General features: G+C 46.5%; 16 protein-coding genes. 7 read left to right on the top strand and 9 right to left on the bottom strand.

Annotated features, from left to right (window positions below; genetic code table 11):
• The first annotated feature begins 285 nt into the window (after nucleotides 1-285).
• From IXB50_RS14090 to IXB50_RS14100, 3 genes are all read left to right on the top strand, one after another.
• Nucleotides 286-1,863, top strand: a complete 1,578-nt coding sequence (locus IXB50_RS14090; RefSeq protein ID WP_215609616.1) for a choice-of-anchor I family protein — start codon at nucleotides 286-288, stop codon at nucleotides 1,861-1,863.
• Between the two features lie 332 nt (nucleotides 1,864-2,195).
• Nucleotides 2,196-3,404 (top strand): lipid-A-disaccharide synthase-related protein, encoded by a 1,209-nt coding sequence (locus IXB50_RS14095; RefSeq protein ID WP_215609617.1) that lies wholly within the window; start codon nucleotides 2,196-2,198, stop codon nucleotides 3,402-3,404.
• Between the two features lie 161 nt (nucleotides 3,405-3,565).
• Nucleotides 3,566-5,299, top strand: a complete 1,734-nt coding sequence (locus tag IXB50_RS14100) for an ABC transporter ATP-binding protein (RefSeq protein ID WP_215609618.1) — start codon at nucleotides 3,566-3,568, stop codon at nucleotides 5,297-5,299.
• 22 nt (nucleotides 5,300-5,321) lie between these two features.
• Here the strand turns inward: IXB50_RS14100 and IXB50_RS14105 are convergent, their stop codons facing one another.
• A complete protein-coding gene (locus tag IXB50_RS14105; protein WP_215609619.1) occupies nucleotides 5,322-6,524 on the bottom strand; it encodes a response regulator in 1,203 nt (400 codons plus the stop codon).
• Between the two features lie 830 nt (nucleotides 6,525-7,354).
• Here IXB50_RS14105 and IXB50_RS14110 point away from each other — a divergent pair.
• Nucleotides 7,355-7,843, top strand: a complete 489-nt coding sequence (locus IXB50_RS14110; protein ID WP_215609620.1) for a hypothetical protein — start codon at nucleotides 7,355-7,357, stop codon at nucleotides 7,841-7,843.
• Here IXB50_RS14110 and IXB50_RS14115 read toward each other — a convergent pair.
• Both IXB50_RS14115 and IXB50_RS14120 read right to left on the bottom strand, forming a co-directional pair.
• The gene (locus IXB50_RS14115) at nucleotides 7,809-8,522 is read right to left on the bottom strand and encodes a ComF family protein (RefSeq protein ID WP_215609621.1); all 714 of its coding nucleotides are present in this window, start codon (nucleotides 8,520-8,522) and stop codon (nucleotides 7,809-7,811) included. The genes IXB50_RS14110 and IXB50_RS14115 overlap by 35 nt on opposite strands.
• Before the next feature lie 30 nt (nucleotides 8,523-8,552).
• Entirely contained in the window at nucleotides 8,553-8,720 is a 168-nt protein-coding gene (locus IXB50_RS14120) for a hypothetical protein (protein ID WP_215609622.1), read from the bottom strand.
• 412 nt (nucleotides 8,721-9,132) lie between these two features.
• Between IXB50_RS14120 and IXB50_RS14125 the strand changes: the two genes are divergently transcribed.
• Nucleotides 9,133-10,491: a histidine phosphatase family protein gene (locus IXB50_RS14125; RefSeq protein ID WP_215609623.1), complete on the top strand. Its 1,359-nt coding sequence runs from the start codon at nucleotides 9,133-9,135 to the stop codon at nucleotides 10,489-10,491.
• Nucleotides 10,492-10,532: 41 nt separating this feature from the next.
• Nucleotides 10,533-11,777 (top strand): dihydroorotase, encoded by a 1,245-nt coding sequence (locus tag IXB50_RS14130; protein ID WP_215609624.1) that lies wholly within the window; start codon nucleotides 10,533-10,535, stop codon nucleotides 11,775-11,777.
• 20 nt (nucleotides 11,778-11,797) lie between these two features.
• Here the strand turns inward: IXB50_RS14130 and lepB (IXB50_RS14135) are convergent, their stop codons facing one another.
• The 6 genes from lepB (IXB50_RS14135) to IXB50_RS14160 form a co-directional block, all read right to left on the bottom strand.
• Nucleotides 11,798-12,376, bottom strand: a complete 579-nt coding sequence (gene lepB / locus IXB50_RS14135) for a signal peptidase I (protein WP_215609645.1) — start codon at nucleotides 12,374-12,376, stop codon at nucleotides 11,798-11,800.
• A 37-nt stretch (nucleotides 12,377-12,413) separates the two neighbouring features.
• Entirely contained in the window at nucleotides 12,414-12,962 is a 549-nt protein-coding gene (gene lepB, locus IXB50_RS14140; RefSeq protein WP_215609625.1) for a signal peptidase I, read from the bottom strand.
• A gap of 363 nt (nucleotides 12,963-13,325) precedes the next feature.
• Nucleotides 13,326-14,003, bottom strand: a complete 678-nt coding sequence (locus IXB50_RS14145) for an HAD-IA family hydrolase (RefSeq protein WP_215609626.1) — start codon at nucleotides 14,001-14,003, stop codon at nucleotides 13,326-13,328.
• Nucleotides 14,004-14,037: 34 nt separating this feature from the next.
• Nucleotides 14,038-15,237 carry an NAD(P)/FAD-dependent oxidoreductase gene (locus tag IXB50_RS14150; RefSeq protein WP_215609646.1) on the bottom strand — a complete coding sequence of 400 codons (1,200 nt, stop codon included), beginning with the start codon at nucleotides 15,235-15,237 and terminating at the stop codon, nucleotides 14,038-14,040.
• 61 nt (nucleotides 15,238-15,298) lie between these two features.
• Entirely contained in the window at nucleotides 15,299-16,501 is a 1,203-nt protein-coding gene (locus tag IXB50_RS14155; RefSeq protein ID WP_215609627.1) for a glycoside hydrolase family 10 protein, read from the bottom strand.
• A 572-nt stretch (nucleotides 16,502-17,073) separates the two neighbouring features.
• Entirely contained in the window at nucleotides 17,074-19,029 is a 1,956-nt protein-coding gene (locus tag IXB50_RS14160; RefSeq protein WP_215609628.1) for a tetratricopeptide repeat protein, read from the bottom strand.
• 121 nt (nucleotides 19,030-19,150) lie between these two features.
• On the opposite strand from IXB50_RS14160, the gene IXB50_RS14165 reads away from it, so the two are divergent.
• Nucleotides 19,151-19,903, top strand: a complete 753-nt coding sequence (locus IXB50_RS14165; protein ID WP_215609629.1) for a 5-formyltetrahydrofolate cyclo-ligase — start codon at nucleotides 19,151-19,153, stop codon at nucleotides 19,901-19,903.
• Nucleotides 19,904-19,939 lie beyond the last annotated feature (36 nt).

Consider the following 19,939-nt stretch of genomic DNA (forward strand, 5'->3'; position numbering starts at 1 on the left):
TGGATATGGAATTAATGCAGCTTTGTCCTGGGCAATAAGCTAACAAAAATGTATGTATCCCAACAAAGATGAATCCCTGATGAGGCTCTATAAAACTTTTTGAAAGGATCCTGGGCTTTTACCCTCCCTTAACCTTTGGCATAGGCAATTACTCTACTTTCAAATTAAATCCTTTCTGCGGTCTGGTCTGCGCCTTGGTTAGTGCACTGAGGCAGCTGCAGTAGGATGCCCTGGGGGTACGACTTATTGACAACTTCAATTGATCTTGATCTAAAAAACGACACTATGACACTTAAATACACGTTAGGGGCGGTCGTCCCGGCAATCGTTTTGGCCGGTGCGATGGCTGTTCCTGCCTCTGCTTTTAGTCTTAACCGTTTGGGTGGTGCTCAGGTTGAGGGTGGTGCAGAGATTTCTGCGTTTGATGCCGAAACTGCTAACTTGTTTGTTACTACTGGTGACACTATTGAGATTTTTAATCTCACCACACCTAGTACACCTACATTTGTCAGCTCTATTGATTTAACTAATCCATCTAATATTGGTGGATTTGAAAGTGGTGGTGTGAATAGCGTGGCCTTTAGTAAGGGTATTTTGGCGGCAGCTATTGAAGCTGATACTAAGCAAGACGATGGTATTGTTGCCTTCTTTGATGCTCAGGGAAATTTCCAAATCAAATTTAATGTAGGTGCTCTGCCTGACATGGTCACATTTACGCCTGATGGCAGTAAAGCGCTGGTGGCTAACGAAGGTGAGCCTAACGATGATTACGATGTGGATCCTGAGGGGTCAGTCAGCATTATCGATGTGGCTAACGGCACAGTTAACACCATTGGCTTTGGTGGTGTGGCTATTGACCCTGAAGTCCGTATCTTTGGCCCTGGTGCGACTCCCGAGCAAGATTTGGAACCTGAGTATATTGCAGTTTCTGAAGATGGATCGACTGCTTATGTTTCTATTCAGGAGAATAATGCTCTCGGTATTCTAGATCTCGATACTGAGACCTTTACAGCTGTGAAGAGCCTTGGGTTTAAGGATCACAGCCTTAAGGGTAATGGCTTTGATGCTAGTAATGAAGATGGTGGCATTAATATTCAGACTCATCCGGTGTTGGGTCTGTATCAGCCGGATGCGATCGCAACCTATACCGTTAATGGTGAAACCTATGTAGTTACTGCCAACGAAGGTGATGCTCGAGACTATGATGGGTTCTCTGAAGAAGAGCGCGTTAAGGATCTAATCCTCGATCCAACCGCTTATCCCAATGCAGATGAACTTCAGCAAGACGAAAACCTGGGTCGTCTCAAAACCACAAATACCTTAGGTGATACCGATGGTGATGGTGATGTTGACCAAATCTACAGCTATGGTGCTCGCTCCTTTTCCATTTTCGATGCTGCAGGCAACCTAGTCTTTGACAGCGGTGATGACTTTGAGCAAATCATTGCGGCTGATTTCCCCGAGTTCTTTAACATCAATGATGGTGACCCTGAAGAGTTTGATGACCGCAGTGATGACAAAGGTCCAGAACCCGAAGGGGTCACTATTGGTATGTTCGATGGACGTACCCTAGCCTTTATTGGGTTAGAGCGTTCTGGTGGTGTGATGGTGTACGACATCACTAACCCCACTGCTCCAAGCTTTGTCACCTATGAACCCAGCTTTAGTGAGGATATCAGTCCTGAGGGGTTGGTCTACATTAATCGTGAAGATAGCCCCAACGGTGAGCCTCTACTGGTTGTCAGTAATGAAGAAAGTGCAACTATTTCTGTCTATCAGGCTGTACCGGAACCTGGCACTATGTTAGGTCTGCTGGGTGCTGGTACTGCTCTATTGGGTATCAAACGTAAACGATCTGCCTAGGGCTTAAGAACATGAACGACTAACGACTATCACCTTTGCCGCTTGGGAATTCCTAAGCGGTTTTTTTAGATTCTGACGATGCTAGCTTATCCCTAAGAGGAGGAGCCCCATAAAAAAATGTGCCTGTGCTGTTGAGTATGGAGCACCCACCTGTTGCTAATTATTTACATCAAGGGTAAGTACTGATTTTTATACAAAGACACATATTTACTTACCACTGGTGAATTGTCCCTAGGTTGTACTATAGATTCAATTAAATCTCTGCCTAACTCACATTTTAGAGTTATTTATCTCTTGGGCAGGGCTATTTTCTGGCTGTTGGCCATCTATCCATGTCCCACAAACTCCTATTTATTAGTAACGGCCACGGTGAAGATAACCACTCTTCCCATATTATTCGCAGTCTGCGGGAACTTGCACCAGATTTGGACATTGCTGCTGCCCCCATTGTTGGTCAGGGCCATGCCTATCGCAACATTGATGTGCCCATTATTTCTCCAACGCTAACACTCCCCTCAGGAGGATTTACTTATACCAATCGTCTGCGCTTAATTAACGACATTCGAGCAGGATTGCTCACCTCCACTTGGAAGCAGCTTAGGGCTGTGCAGCATTATGTTCCTCAGTGCGATCTTGTTTTTGCTACGGGTGATGTGGTCGGTCAGTGTTTTGCTTATCTCAGTGGTCGCCCCTTTATCTCCTTTACTTCTCCGCTGTCTGCCATGTACGAGGGCACTCTCAAAATCGATATGGTGCTCAAGGCGGTACTCAAGTCCCCTCGATGCCTAACCCTATTTTCTCGAGATGCTTACACGGCTAAGGACTATCAAAAGCAAGGTTTTACCAAGGCTCAGTTTGGCGGTATCCCTTCCCTTGATCGTTTGAAATCCAAGGGCAAGGATCTGCAGTTGGATGCAAATCGCCCCATGATGTCGCTGCTACCTGGTTCACGCATTCCCGAGGCAATACGTAATTTCAAGTTATTGATGGGGCTAGCTACTGAAATTGCTAGACTCAATCCTGATATACAGTTTCGTGCTGCGCTAGTGCCTGATGTCATGGCCTCTCTAGGGACTGTCGCTGCCGAAGCCGGTTGGCATCACGACGAAGGCAAACTTACCTTCCCTGCTAGTGGTGAGCCCATAGTCAGTGTTCTATGTTTTAGTGATGCCTTTAGCGATATTGTATGCAACACCACTCTTGTCCTTGGTATGGCTGGGCTGGCGGTAGATCAAGCAATGGCTATTGGTAAACCAATTTTGCAAATTCCTGGGGCTGGTCCCCAGTTTACCTATGCTTTTGCCGAGGCCCAAGATCGGCTATTGGGGCTTTCGGTAAAAACGGTGGGTACTGAACCAGCGACACCTGCCATTCTCAAAGAAGCAGCCCAATATGCTGTGGCAACTATCCAGGATGAAGCTTATCTAAAAGCTTGTATTGCCAACGGGCAAGAGCGGTTTGGTCCTTTTGGAGCATCCTATCGCATTGCCAAGGTAGTACTGGACACTTTAGAAAAGCTGGATGCAGGAAAGGCGCTTTAAGGATTCAGGTAGGCTTTTTTAGAGCAGATAGTGAAGAGACGATATGCCGTTGACTCCCCATCAATCTCTAGGGTTTGACAATATTGGCCTATCTTTACAAAGCCCTTGTTTACCCCACTTAACTATGTCTACTATCCCTTTGATTCTTAAATAAAATACCTATGTCCCCAAAACAACGATCAGTTTATTGGCAACTACTGCCATTTCTTCAGCCCCAGTGGCCGCTGTTTGCCTGGTCGTTTGTGTGCATTGTTGGCTATGTTCTGGCCACAGTGATGCTGCCTTACCTGGCAGGTCAGGTGACTTATTTTATTAGCCAGGGACAAGTGCCGCATATTGCCAGATGGTTGGGACTGACTACCCTGGCGTTTCTGATTCAAAATCTCTTTCAGTACGGGGAGAAAGTTTTTTCTATTCGTGCATCGCTAGCAGCGGTCCTAGAACTCAGAAAAAAAGTCTATGCTCACTTGCATAAGCTTAGTATCGATTATTTTGCCTCTGCTAAGACAGGAGATCTCTCCTATCGTCTGACTGAAGATATCGATCGTATTGGTGAAGTGATTTATAAGATGTCGCAGCAGTTTATCTCCTGCGTGTTTCAGCTTATCGCTATTCCCATCTATATGTTTTATCTCAACTGGCCTCTGACGCTGGCAGGATTTTTGATTGCTCCACTAATGGCATGGCTGATTGGTAGTTTTGGGAATCGGATGTTGTCGTTGTCTCGCCGTAGTCAGAATGAGATCTCTAATCTCTCTTCGTTGTTGACTGAGGTTCTGAGTAACATTCGTGTAGTAAAGGCATTTGCGGCAGATGAGTATGAGGTCGGTCGCTTTAGTGAGGTGGCCGATGAAAATCGCATGGCCAAATATCGAACAGAGCATCTGACTGCTATTCAATACCCTGTGGTGGGTTTTTTAGAAGCCGTGGGGATTATGTTTTTGTTTTTGCTAGGGGGATGGCAAATTGCCTTAGGAAGACTGCAACCCCAGGAGTTTGTGAGCTTTTTGGTGGCAGTGGCATTATTAATCGATCCAATTAATCTTGTTACTCAGCATTACAATGCGTTTAAGCAAACCGAAGCCTCTGCTGAGCGTGTATTCGAGCTATTTGCGGAGGAGCCAACGCTACAGGACCGATCAGATACGAAGGTGCTCCCTCCCATTACTGGCAAGGTAGAGTATCGTGATATCAGTTTTACCTACGCCTCTGGTAAGCCTGTATTCCAGGACCTCTCCTTATTTGTAGAACCAGGTGATGTTATCGCTTTAGTGGGGCCATCGGGAGCTGGTAAAACCACATTGGTTAATCTGTTGGCAAGATTTTATGATCCTCAAATAGGAGAAATTTTGGTCGATGGTACGGATATACGAGATGTCACCTTGCGTAGTTTACGTCGCCAAATTGGTATTGTCCCCCAGGAGACAACATTGTTCTCGGGGACAATTGCTCAAAATATTGCCTATGGGCAGACTGATTTCGACTATGAGGCGGTGGAATCGGCCGCACGAGTGGCCAATGCCCATGATTTTATTCGGCAGTTTTCTCAGGGGTATCATACTTGGGTGGGAGAGCGGGGCGTGAACTTGTCCGGGGGGCAACGTCAGAGAATTGCCATTGCCCGCGCAATTTTGTTGAACCCGCGCATTTTGATTTTGGACGAAGCGACATCGGCATTGGATTCTGAGTCGGAGGCTTTAGTTCAAGAGGCATTGGAACGAGCGATGGAAAGTCGAACAGTATTTGTCATTGCCCACCGACTTAGTACAGTTCGTAAAGCAGATCGCATTTTGTTTCTCGAAAATGGCCGGATTGCTGAATCAGGAACTCATTTTGAGCTGTTAGAACAACAGGGACGGTATGAGCAATTTTATGCGCAGCAATTTAAGGCGTAAGGCAAGTTGACCCTGAAAGGCATTATTTTTGATGTGTTGCAGTTTCATTTTCTACATTGGCTAGTTGATATCGCACCATTTCAATCACCTTGATCGGATCGACAGGCTTAGCCATAAAGTCTGTAGCACCTGCTGCTTTGGCCCGCATCCGATCCACCAGCCCATCATTGCCCGTTAGGATCACAATAGGTGTTTTGCGGAAGGTCTTGACTCGACGAATTTGTTTACAAATTTCGTAGCCATTGGCCACGGGCATAATCAAATCCAGAAAAATCATGTCAGGCTTATGGCGGATGACTTGTGCTAACGCCTGGATCGAGTCTTGAATGCTAGTGCAGCGATATCCGGCTGGGCGTAGAGCTTCTTCTATCAGGTAGCCTACTTGAGGGCTGTCGTCGATACAAAAGATCAGGGGTAATTTCTTAGCAACTTGGAGGGGGACTTTTTGTGATATGGAGGCATAAGGACTGAGCAGGTCGTCAATGGGATTTAGGGTGACGATACCTCGTTCCACATATCCTGCCAACATACTTGCTAATGAAGGTATATCTCGCCCTGTAATATGACTTAGCTCTCGTAGTGAACGATTCCCTTGAAGTAATCGTTTCAAAATTTGATAAGTGCGTGGCTGGGTGCACTGTTTGAGCCGTTGATTGTCAATGATGATGGGAGACAGATTTGGAGAGATGGTGCCCAGTTCTGTCTGTTGCCATGACTCTAGCTCCGTTTTGACGTTATAAAACAAGGCCGTACTACTAAGAATGGCCATTGGCTGGGTTAATCGTGATTGACGATCCGTTGTGTGAGCAACTTGGGTAAGATCGCCCACTGCTTGGCAAATATCGAAGAGAACTTCGGAGAGTGTGGCCTGGATGATTGCGATCGCAATCTCCCGATGCAGTTGCTGTCGGCGCAGTAACACTGACAAAGCCACATATTCCCAATGGTCAAAAACGTCTGTTTCTCGCAGTCTTACATCACTAGGTTGTAAATCTGGACAATGGGTCTTTAGCAGGCGCTGCCATCTGCGAAAGCGATGCTGACCACCCCCAGCCCATAGCAGACGTCCTACCCGAAAATCAAGCCACCATTGTTCTCCGGTCAATGTTTGTAAATGGATATATCCATTAGTCTGGGCCTGAATAATTGCCTTGACAGTTTTAATCAGTGTAGCTACTGAAAAACCGTTTTCTAACGGCAGCATAGTAAGTACAGACTCAGTCATATTTTTAATGTCCGGCTATGGTTTTACCGGCAAAAACAATCGAAAAACCCATAACCCAACTGCAAATTTTAGCTCCCAGAAAAAATAAATACATCTATGACCATGGGGAGATTTGCATACTCCATTACCATTTATAAATATGGCAAATTAGAGATGCCCTCTAAAGGATGGAGCGCTATAAGCAGATTTGGATTGTTACCAAGGCAACATAGCTTTTCCCAGATAAGGTGCCAATGGCTAAAAGTCTATGGTTGCCCACTTAAGTTGCCCGCGCATCAAGATGTGATAACGGCTACCTGATAAAAGCACTCCATTCTATTCAGTGATGATGGTTAAAAAGTCATTAATGAATATGGAAGTTTAAGAAATAATGATCAGAAAAATGGAGCTATTACTATTTGATTGTTTGCTCTTTTTGACTGCGTTGTTCTCAAGAGAGCCCCTCTAACAGAGCAACGAAATAATATATAGGTAAGATAGGGGGAGCGAGAAAAGATTATTTGCTGTTCCTAAGCAACCAAAGAAAGTATAAATTCTTAGTAAGGTATTAGCTATATCTATTAGTATTATTATGCTGAAATCTTATTGCCTCTAATACGAACTAATACGAAATAGAATTGTCATCCAAATCACCTAATCATTCTGCATAGATTTATTTTTTCCTAACCATTATCCTTGAAGTGGTTTTCCCTAAAGTACAAATGTTCTGATTTTTAACTGTTACAGAGTTGGTGCAAAACGGCTGTTATTAAGGGATGTCATTTATCTTTATGTTTCATCTGTTGGTTATGTCAGGTTGAGCGCATTGCTGATATTTAAACTTTCGACATATGGACTTTCAAGAACGTATTTCTCAGCAACGAGTACAGCATATTGTCGATAGCTATCGGTTAGATGGTGACGACGATAAATTTGCGGCTTGTTTGTCCCAGCTATTGGATGTCTATCCCCAATCATTGATAGAACTTGCCTTAACTGAATCTATTGTTAAAGGATGGTCAGAGGTGCCTATGCAGAGGGGAATGCCTTTTCTGCAGGGTGTGCATGAAAGATTGCGTCTATGGCAGTCGGATTCAGAATGCTCCAGTCAGGCTAAGACTGAATTGAGTACTCTCAATTCTACGTGTGTGAGTACTACGTCTTTAGGCGTGAAAGCTGCCAATTCACGTTCTCTAACGTTTGATTCTATTACCACGCTATTAACACCTGGACAGTTTGAGCAAATTACAGGTTTGGATGCGAGTTTAGTTTTTGATGACCAGGGTAGTGTGCTCGTAACTAATCCTATGAGCGCGAAAAAAGCGATCGAGCCACAGTAGTGATGCCGATGATGTTATAGCCTGCTTTTACCAAGGGAATGGTGGCTGCATGAGCAGTGGCACCTGTAGTGTAGATATCGTCAATGATCAGAATGGGTTTCAGGGTGGTGGGTAAAGCTGTGCCGAGTTGAAATGCATTAGCGAGATTTTTTTGTCTGTCCTGAGCATCTAGGGTATACATGGCAGAGGTTGCTTTGGTTCGAATTAAGCCATGTTCTGCTAGGGCTAATCCAGTGACTCGACAAAAACCTTTGGCTATCAGAGCTGCTTGATTGTAACCTCGTTGCTGCAGTTTTTGATTATGCAGTGGAATTGGAATAACCACAGGCTGTGGATGATATGTCTTGTGGTATCCGTTACGAAGCCAATATTGGCCCAGTTGAAAGCCTAACCAATTCCCAAGTTCGTCCTGATTTCCATATTTCAGCAAAGCTAATGTTTGCTTGAGTAACCCACGGTATTGTCCCCATGCAAATACAGGTAGCGCCGTGTTGTTGGGCAATGCTAATGTGCCAGCTGCTCCAAGCGTATTACCCTGAGTGGAGCCTGACCACGAGTAACCTAAAATTTGTCGATGACAGTCGGTGCACAATATTTCTGATGCTGAACGCTGACAGATTGGGCAAGGAGGTGTCAGAAAAAAGTGGATGAGCTGCCGTAGAGTGCTAGATAAGGACATCTGTAGGTAGCGAATGTGAGTCCTAGTTTTTTATGAAAAAGATTTTTTCTGACGTACTTCGACATTGGTAACGCGGCCGTCGGGATATACTAACGCCATTGTATTATCTTGGCTTGCTTGGGTATCAGCAGCAGACTGACTGTTAACGTTATCTTGGCCATGATTGTTTTGACTAACAAGAGTCTTCGCAGATTTCATATGAGTGCCTTGCAGTAAGCATATGTTTAATTGTTCATCAGACTGAACGAGTACCGTTAGGGTGAAACCATGGATGTTAGATACTTTGTTCTGAGAAAAAAAAGTAAAGGCCCTAATGCCTTGACATAAAGGCTTTTGAGGTCATATTGATATTGCTTGATTTGATCCTAATGGCTAGGTGTGAAGTTTAGAAAGTCAAGAATTTTAAGCTTACTCAAAGATTCGACGTCTTTAACTCATGACAACTTCAAAAAGCTTTATATACATCCGCCAGACATCTGATTGGCCTACGCAAATTGTCATAGACCTATTTGAGTTTTTACTTTGAATGATCTCACCCATAGGCCGGTTAAGATCACGTACAATCAACACTGTTTGACCTAATCCAGTACAGTCGAGAGAGGATAGACCCTTGAAAACACGTGTGATCGTTGTTCGGCACGGTGAAAGTACATTTAATGTGAAACGTATTATTCAAGGGCATCATGATGAGTCACTTTTGACTGAAAAAGGTGAAGATCAGGCTCGTCAGGTAGGCCAGTTTATAAAAGGTATTTCCATTGATGCAGTTTATTGCAGTCCTCTCAAGCGGGCGGCTCGAACGGCAGCGCTGATTACTGAGGTTATTGGTGGTATTTCGCCTCAATCAACTGATTTGCTCAAGGAGATTAGTCTGCCTTTGTGGGAGGCCATGTCGTTTACTGATGTTGAGGCTCAGTATCCTGAAGAATATAAGGCATGGCGGCACGATCCAAAGGCACTTAAAATGTCTGTGCCCCAAGCTGACGGATCGACCCAGGCGTTTTATCCGGTGCGGGCAATATGGCAACAGGCGGCAGACTTTTGGCGGCAGTTGCTCGCTCAGCATCAGGGACAAACTTTGTTGGTGGTAGCCCACAGTGCAATTAATCGAGCCTTGGTGGGCACAGCTATTGGTCTGGGGCCTGAGTCCCTTAATCGTCTGTATCAGGCAAACTGTGGTATTAGTGTTCTAAATTTTCCAGGGGGTTGGGGAGAGGGGGTTCAAGCGCGTGCGCAGCTAGAATCAATGAACTCTACGAGTCATGTAGGCTCTGCAGTACCTGCCTTGCGTAGCGGTTTTAAAGGACCGCGATTGTTGTTGGTACGTCACGGAGAAACCGAGTGGAACCGTGAATCGCGCTTCCAAGGCCAGATTGATATTCCTTTGAATGATAATGGGCGCGCCCAGGCATCTCAGGCGGGAGCATTCCTAAAAGGGATTCCTATTGATGGAGCAGTCTCCAGCTCGATGATGCGACCTAAGGAAACCGCTGAGATCATTTTGAATCAGCATTCTGATGTGTCCTTGGCCGTAACCAAAGGTCTATGGGAAATCAGCCATGGCCAATGGGAAGGCAAGTTTGAACATGAAATTGAGGCCGGTTTTCCTGGCATGTTGGCAGCTTGGCAAACAAAGCCTGAAACGGTACAGATGCCGGATGGTGAAAATTTGCAGGATGTTTGGGACCGGGCGGTTAAGGCTTGGCATGAGATTGTGGCCCAGTACAGTCAGCAAGAAACACCTAAAACCGTACTTGTGGTGGCCCATGATGCTATTAATAAGGCGATTTTGTGCTATGTCACTGGCTTGGGGCCAGAGGCTTTCTGGCAGTTTAAGCAGGGTAATGGCGCGGTTAGTGTGATTGATTATCCAGAGGGGGTGGATAGTGAACCAATGCTGAGTGCGGCTAATATTACGGCCCACTTATCGGGCAGCCTGTTTGATATGACTGCAGCAGGTGCGCTGTAAGTCAACGATTGAGAATTCCTGAAAATCGTGGCCTGAAAATCATGGATAGTTGGATACGAGGGGTGCGCATACTAGATCCGCTATATCAGGGGGATCATCTGAAGGATGTACTCATACGAGATGGTTTTATTCAGGCGATAGAGCCATTTCTTGATCTGTCTGGGGATGATATTCCAGAGATTGATGGTCAGGGCTGTTTATTGGGGCCTGGTTTGGTTGACCTTTATAGTCAGACCGGTGAGCCAGGGCATGAATCCCGAGAAACTCTAGAGCAGTTGCAACAGGCAGCTGCCCGAGGTGGATTTACTCGCGTTGGAGTTTTGCCGAATACTATCCCTGCCGTTGATAGTCCGGCCCAGGTGGTGCAGCGGTTGGCCAGTAATGATCCAGGCAAGCCCCAAGTGATCCCTTGGGGGGCGATTACTCAGGGCACCCAAGGTGAACGGCTAACGAATTTGCTGGAACTAAGTATGACTGGGGTTGTGGGATTGTCCGATGGTCAATCCCTCGGTAACGGGCGAATGGTACAGCGGTTGTTGGAATATGCGCAGTCGCTGTCTTTACCTTTAGGCTTATGGCCATGTGATCTCGCTCAAATGGGTATTTGCCGTGACGGTGCAGATGCTATTCGTCTAGGTCTATTGCCCTTACCGATGACGTCTGAAACAAGACCGTTAACTGCCCTTCTAGAAGAAGTGGCTCTTAGTTTACGCCCGGTGCATCTCATGAGGATTTCCACTGCTCGTAGTGTTGAGTTGATTCGGGATGCTAAAGACCGGGGGCTGCCAATTACTGCCAGTGTGACTTGGTTACATTTGCTGTTTAGTACGGCTGATTTGGATAGCTATGCGCCTAGTTTACGTTTAGCTCCTCCTTTGGGTACGCCTGAAGACCGCGAAGCACTGATTGCCGGGTTGGAAGATGGGACGTTGGATGCGATCGCAGTCGATCACTGTGCCCATACCTATGAAGAAAAAGCTGTGCCATTTAGTATTGCTCCTCCGGGGGCGATTGGCTTACAGCTAGCATTGCCTGCCCTTTGGCGGGCCTTTGTCACCACTAACCGATGGACTGCCTTGCAGTTATGGAGTTATCTTAGTTTGCATCCTGCTCGGTGCTTAGGCCTTGAAACAGCAGCCATAGAAGTGGGTGCCCCTGCCAATTTAGTACTCTTTGACCCAAACTACGAGTGGTTAGCGACATCAGAGACCCTGGGCTGTGATGCCATCAATACACCCTATAGTCAGCAAACTATCTACGGTCATGCCAAGCATATTTGGATCTAGATATGCGATTTTGTTGCCCTCTAATCCCGTTTGAGTAACCCGATCCGATTTGGAGGCCAAAACCTCACAACGGCCTTACCGATAATTTGATCTTCTGGCAAAAACGGTCGCGGCCAGGCATGGCTATCAACACTGTTATTACGATTGTCGCCAAAGACGAGGTAATTTCCTTCGGGTACCGTTGTGGGCCCCCATGGATAGTTAGGAGGGGATTTGATGTACTTCTCATCAATGGGTTCATCGTTGATCAGTACTTTTCCATTTGCAACTTCCACTGTATCCCCAGGTAAACCAATGACCCGTTTAATAAAGGCGTTGCGTGGCTTCCCTGCCGGAGTTATTTCCTCAGGAGGCCAAAAAACTACAATATCTCCACGTTTGGGGACAGTAAGGTGATAGCTGATTTTTTCGACTACCAGTCGATCGTTTACCTGCAGAGTGGGTTCCATAGACCCCGTTGGAATGTAGCGAGCTTCGGCCACAAACTGACGAATACCCAGAGCAAGCACGACGCTAAGACCAATCGTTTGCAGACTTTCAATCCAAATGTTCGTATCTTTTGAGTCTTTTGAGGTTTGGTTTTGATCAGCCACGGCAATTGATCCCAGTTAGATAGGAGCACCCTAGTACATTTTATTAATCTAAACCACCAACACGAGTGGGGGGCCAAAACCGGACAATGGCCTTGCCGATAATCTGATCCTCGGGCACAAAGGGTTTAGAAATATCCCATGCATGACTGTCGTAGCTGGCATTGCGGTTGTCGCCGAGCACAAAATAGTTACCTGCTGGAATGGTTAGCGGATCCTGCTCATAGGTAGGCGGAGACTGAATATAGCTTTCATCCTGGGCCTCACCATTGACTAGAACAATGCCTTCAGTGACTTCTACGGTATCGCCCGGCAGTCCCACAATTCGCTTAATAAATGCATCCTTCTTTTGTCCGGCAGGCACAATTTCTGACGGGGGCCAAAAAACAACGATATCGCCTCTCTGGGGTTCTTGAAAGCGATAACTGAGTTTTTCGATAACCAAGCGATCATTAATCTGCAAGGTGGGCTTCATGGACTCGGAGGGAATATAGCGTGCTTCGGCTACAAATTGACGAATACCTAGAGCAAGTGCAATGCTAAGGCCGATAGTTTGGAGACCTTCGATCCAGGGATTTTGTTGTTTTTGAGACACAGTTGACGACTAGAAACGATGGGATTGGGTTAATGACAAGCGTAACTTGTGATGAGTCGTGGGTTCTCCAGAACAAACTCAATCTTTAGTTTAGATTAGCTATCGAATAAATCTATGTACTGTTGTCAAGGGTGACCTGGCAGGATCATAGTAAACTTATGGCCGAAATGGCCAGGGGACAGGTTTTATAGCCTGCGCTTTATGGTGATTGGAGTCGGACTGACATTGTTGACGGAAACCATAGGTTGAGGGACTATGCTGGCCCCTTTTAACTTCAGTCATTGGTCGGGTTATGTTTGACCATAGTTCAGGTGAAAGGGCAAGTGGGAGGGGAGAGCCTTAGCCTTTCATCATGGGCTTGAGTTAGGCAATTCTAGGAGCTTGAATTTTAGTTTGACTGGGACGTTTGAGCCATATCCCCCTGATTCCAACTGCTTCAGCTCCTTTGACATCATCTTTGCGACTATCGCCTACATGCCATGCTTCTTGAGGTCTGCAACCATGCTTTTCCAAAGCGGTGGTAAATATCAGGGGGGCAGGCTTGGCTGCACCTGCTTCAGTGGAGATGGTAATGCTCTCAAAGTATTGTTTGAGGTTGAGGGCCTCTAAAACTGCATATATGCGGGAGTCAAAGTTGGAAATGATGCCGAGGGAAATGTCCATGGTTTGCCAACGCTGTAGTGAACTCAGCGTATCGTCATAGACTATCCAAGGTTCAGCAGTGGCAAAGTATTGATAGACCCCTTCAAAGAATCCCTCAAAGTCCGAAAACTCCTGAAAGATACCGGCTCGTTGGAATGTATCTTTGGCAATGGCCAACCACCATAGATATTCACGGTGTGGGATTTCAACGTTAGACACATCAGGGAATGCCATGGCATTGGCTGCAGCAAAGCTTCGGTAAAATGCTTGATCGAGCTGCTTTGCTGAGGCACCTACCCCTGCTTGATTAGACAGAGTTTGATATACCTCACCGACGCTACCCTTGACACCAAAGAGAGTGCCGACGGCGTCGAGGAAGATGACTTTGGGCTTAGACATGGGCAAGTGGCAATAGTGAAAATTAAACCAGTCTTTATGACACTGACAATAGCTCTCTCAGAGGCTGACTAATCCAATTTAGGCCCACTCGTAGCTGATGTTCAAAGGTGGGCATGCGGTATAGATAGGTTAGTCGTCGAACGATGTGGGCAGTAGTGCCGTCTAATTTGAGTCCTAGACCTGTGAGTGTGGCAGTGTCATTGCCTAGGGTCATCATTTCTCCCAGATGCTGATATCTGAAGGGAAGGGGGGGCCTTCCTGTGAGGGATGCCCAGATATTCCAGGCAGTGTAGTCGGCTTGCTGAAGTGCAGCCTGAGCAGTAGTGGGTACGGTATTGTCATCGGCATCTTTGCCATCGGCTAGATCCCCAAGGGCAAAGATATGGTCTTGGTCTTGCAGCTGTAGAGTAGGTTGAATTTTGAGTTGCTGACGCTCGTTTTTTTCGAAGGGCAGGCTCATGATTAGAGGATTGACCCGGTTGCCGACAGTCCAGAGCACGAGATCTACAGGTAGAACATCAGTTTGATCTTTGTATCGTAGTGAAATGGTATCGACGCCGACTTCGGTCACGGTAGTTTCGTAGTCGATCCAGATGCCTTTATCTGTGAGGGCATCTTGGGCCGCTTTTTGGTTAAACTCTGGTGAATTTTGCAGGATAGCGGTGCCGCGTTCAACAATCCGCAACCGACCTCGCTCACCCAGACGTTCAGCGATTTTACAGACGAGTTCTACGCCACTATAGCCACCGCCGACGACCGCTACCCGAATTTTATCGGTGTCGGAGCTTTCGATCTCCCGGAGGCGTTCTTTGAGGGCATAGGTATCCTTGAGGGTGCGAAATGCGATCGCATGTTCTTGTACCCCCGGTGCCATATCCATCGGTGTTTCACCCCCGAGAGCTAGCACTAGCCGATCGTAAGGCAGTACAGCAGCATCCTCTAAAAAGACTGAATTAGCGGTTGTATCAATACCCGTCACCCCACTCTGATGAAACTTAATACCGGTGCCTGCTAATAGCTCAGCGTAGGGTGGTGCAATTTCCCAGGTTTGTAACTCGTCGGTTACCAGCTCATATAGCAATGGTGCGAATAAGAAGCGATCTCGCTGATCGACCAAAGTAATCTCTGGTTTGGCTGTCTTATCCCAAGGTAGTTTGCTCAGGGCAAGAGCCGTATACAGGCCGCCGAAGCCGCCACCCAAAATTACAACACGCTGCTGGTTTAATACTGCCATTGAGTCGTCGCTGATAAGGAGGGTTACCGGTTTTAGGATAGCGTGGTTGTTGGCGTAGGGGTTAAGCCGCCGCTGCCCGATAATCTCCTCGTTGTGTTGGCGTTGCAAACAGATTGCGGAAACTGGCCTGCCGTGTATCTGCAGGTTCAGGTGCATCTTCCCAAAGACTTTCGTAAAAGAAGAATGTCATCCCTAAGCCAGCAGATCGAGCTGCTCGAACTTTTGATTCGATAAAACTCATCCGCACAGGGGTATTCCGTAGTCCAGTTAAGATGCCTGCTGCAGTAGGGATTTTTTGCTGGGTTTCCCGGATGGATGACGTATAGAGCTGGTGACGAAAATCGTTCAGGTTGTTTCGATAGATTTGGACGATCAGTTCGTCGACCCAGCCTTGACGCACCCAAGTTAGCCAATCTTGCAATTGTCCTTTGTAGGCAAAATCATAGGGATTGGGGGCTACTGAGAAAATAATGTCTCGGCGTCGAGCTTTCAGATCCGCATTTAGAGTTTTGACAAAGGCAGTTAGTTTGTCGGCGCGCCACTTGACCCAGGACGGATTATGGGGATCATTGGGGACATCTTTACCAGTTTCTTCTCTATATAGGGCGCGGGTATAGCTATCGTAGCCAAACTCCACTGGCAAGATAAAGTGATCATCAAACTGAATACCGTCAACATCGTAACGGCTGATCAGCTCCAAGATCATGTGGGTAATAAACTGCTGTACCTCTGGCTTGTAGGGATTGAGCCAGACCATATCGCCACCGTCTCTACGGGTGTCTATGCGGCTACCATTACGCTTTTCAGTCAGCCAACTACTATGGACAGTTGCTAGCTCAGAGGTGGCCGGTGCCATAAAGCCAAACTCAAACCAGGGAATGACGGACATCCCTTGGCTATGAGCCTTAGTGGTTAGCTCTGTCAGAATGTCGTAATCTTGGATGCCACGACGTACAAAGTGTTGAATATTAGCTCGCTTAGCTGTCCCGCTATCGAAGAAGGCATAGCCTCCATTCCAAACCACTGGATATAAGGTATTGAAGTTCAGCTCGGCCAGTTGGTCAATGGCACTATGGAGCTTGGGCTGATCTATGAGTACATCAGTATCGTTTGTGGTGAGCCATACTCCACGAATCTCTTGGGCTGGTGTGGTTCGGGTCATCGCTATTGCCGGATTGATGGTATGTAGCGCAATCGCTGCCAATAAGGAAAATCCAAAGAGCAGAATTGATAGTGGCTTCCAGCGCCAGTTAGTTGAGTTCATAGCGTTCACAAGCGGTGTTCGAGGAAGATGAGGTTTAGCTGTTTTAGAGAGCAGCTGCTAAATAGGGATATAGCCGATGTGCAATTAGTTATTCATGGATTCACAGCCTGTTTCAGAACAGACAATCGTTCGGCGGTAGGAAATTCATGAATACAAAAGTTCAAGGTTCGAGATAACTAGAAAATTAACCTGTTACATAATATTACGATGTTGGGGATCACCTTTGGGAGCTTAGTTTAGCGACGGCAAGCTATAGAAGCGTTAGAAATCGATAAGCTTTGCCTTGGCCCTTGATAAGCCTCTGCTAGATATTTGTCAGTTTTTCCCAACCACCAATCCTGCTCGTATCTTTAGTCCGTAAAAAGAACTCGATCCTAAATATAACAATGAGGATTACGCCCTTTGTGATGTTCCGATTATGGTTTTATTTGCTTTGTCCAAACCCGTGGTATCAACTTAATGCGGGACGTTTTCTGGAAGATGGTGGTTGGTAGTTAGTCGTTAAACTCCAGTTAGGGACTAACTACCAACCACGAACTACTAACTTCCTTACCTGATCAGAATTTCCCGGCTTACGCGGATACCCCAAACCCGAGCTGTCGAATCAGTGGATGTTCTTTCACCATCGGTAACACTTCCTGAAACCATAATCGGGCCATCTCTTCTTTCCCTTGCAACATCAACAACCGACTCCGTGTCAGCATCAAACTTACCAAACTATCCTCGGTCAACTGCGGCTGCCGTAATAACCCATCCAAAATAGTCTCAGCCGCCGCCAAATTCTCCTCTTGTAAATAAAGTTGAGCCATCGCTACTCGGCTATCCACATCTTCAGGATGCTCATCAATAATCCGCTGCGTCAGCTGACGAGACTCCACCAACTGCCCCTGATGTGTATATGCCAATGCCAAATTATTCAACAACACAGCATTATCTGGTTCTAATATCAATGCCTGTTTCAAATACTCCTCAGCTGTTTCCGCTGCTTTAGGAGATTCTAAAGCAATTTTCTTCATCGCTTTATCCAACAGCTCATTTACCTCAGGAGACTCCACCGCTGGTGGTTCTGGCACAATTTCATAACTCGCTAATGGTGGATTGTCACACCATTCACCGTTGAACCACAGCTTTGTTGTCTTTAACTTCTGTTGACCCAATAAATAAGCCGCCATATGATAGCGCTGAGAATCACTGCCGTAAGTACCAGCCACAAACTCATTTACAGCTGCAATATGAGTCTCATGCGGACAACTCTTCGCAATTATCATCGCCAGCATCCGTGCTCTGGGACTGCCCCGCTTTAACCACACTGATACCATCTCACTCACAAACGGATAGTCGGCCAACAGCTTATCCACCGCCGCTACTAGCGCAGGCTGTGGTTCCCTCTCCGGAGTCATTGCCAGAGCCACCTGCCGTAGATCTTGATATGCACCATTCTCCACCCAGCTATTGAGCTCAAACGCCCATGGCCCTTCCTTAAAGGTAGACGTCATATCAAAATTATCTAAATTTTCCTTAGCGACCTCCATGTCCGGGTGTAGTTCTAGGGCGATATTCCACTGTTTTCTGGCTGTGACTGGTTCCCCTTGGTGTACTAAGGCAACCGCTGCTAAGTGATGAAAGAGACCTGACACCAAGGGACGATCATCCTTGGTTGGATCTGGTGGTACTGTTGTCAGCAGGTCTACAATAGCTCCCATATCATCTAAATATGCCAGGGCCTCGGCCTTGCGGGTTAAGTCATCTAGGTCAGTACTAGAGTTAGCTATTAACTGTGATTTGTGGGCCTCGGCCTCGGCAAAATTACCCCGCAAGCAAAGAAACCGTATCAGATTTGCTCGTAGGAGAACACTGTCCGAGTGCTTTTTTAAAGTGGTTTGAAGTAGGGAGACTGCATCCCCATATTGATCATTGGCCATATAGGCTAAAGCCAAACTGTTATAACCAGCAACAAAGTCAGGACGCAGCTCAATGAGCAACTGTGCTGTCTCTATAGCCTTTGCCGATCGACTGGTCTCCGTATAGGCTCGCGTCTGTTCATAGAGAATTCCCACCTCCCAATCATCCGGGTGACGTAGCCCCATGGATCCCAACACGTCTGACAAATTGGGCTCAATCATGTCTAAATGTTCTCTGCCCTCAATACTGCCGACATGGTCGGGCCAACGTTCAATGGCATGGCGATATTGTTTTACAGCCAATAGCGGATAGTAGTTGAGCACATAGGCATATCCCAGCAAAAAATTAACCCTGGCATCGTTGGGTTTAATGGCCAAAAAATCTTCGCAGGTGGCCTGATACTGTAACAGCAGCCCCAGCTTGTAATACACTTCTAACAAATGGGCTAATACATCTAAGTTCTTAGGGTGAGAAACTTTCAGCTGAGTGAGAAGAGAATTTGCCTCTGACCATTGCTCTCGGCGCAGCAATGCTTCAGCATGGGCAAGCTCCGTGGTTAACGACTGACTACCAAAACCAAGGCTGGGATTAACTGGTTTCTTTTTCTTCTTCGTTTTCTTTGCCATAGGACTCATCAGTAGATTTATCAACCTTAGAGGCCAGTGCTGACCCAAGCTCTAAAGATTTAGGAAACATTTAGCAAGTGATGACTGATGTATAAGTAGAAAAGGTTGTTTCTGTGTGCCAATGTCTACGTTAACTTGGTCCGGTCGCCATATTGCTAAAGACCTCCTCCGTCAGCGGGTGTGGTCTACCCTCAAGCACCATAATGCTGTATCTCGTGATCCAGTGGGGCATATTCCTGATTTTATTGGTGCTGATGTTGCAGCGAATTGTCTGGCCAAGACTGAAATATGGCAACAGGCTCAGGTGATTAAATGTAATCCTGATTCCCCTCATACAGCTGTACGTTTGCGAGCCTTGGCTGATGGCAAGATTCTTTATATGGCGGTGCCTAGACTCTCTTGTGAAAAATGTTTTGTTGAGTTAAAGGCTGCGGACCTTGAGGCAAAAGCTGTGATGCTACGAGAGGCTGCTTCTATGCGTGGAGCCATGGTCCATGGACGACTGGTGGCTTTTGAAGAAATGCAGGCTATTGACTTGGTCGTCGTTGGTTGTGTGGCTGTGGCTGCCAACGGTGGTCGCATGGGCAAAGGAGCAGGCTTTGCCGATTTAGAGCTGGCGATGCTCCGAGAATGTGAGCTAATTTCTGAAACTACGCCGATTGTTACGACTGTTCATGACTTGCAAGTCGTTCCTGCATCAGAGTTACCCATGCAGGACCATGATTGGGGCTTGGATTTGGTGGTGACGCCAACCCGGTGTTTGGTGACTGACAATATCCATTCCAAACCTACTGGGCTTGATTGGGATAGGATCCAACCAGATCAAACTACCAATATTCCAATTCTTGGAGCTTGGACAAAACAACGTATTTAAAGAGCGTAGTTTGGCGAGCATCGTCTACTCAACCTC

Origin of the sequence: Leptothoe spongobia TAU-MAC 1115, assembly GCF_018739885.1 — a bacterium.
Taxonomy (GTDB): Bacteria; Cyanobacteriota; Cyanobacteriia; order Phormidesmidales; family Phormidesmidaceae; genus Leptothoe; species Leptothoe spongobia.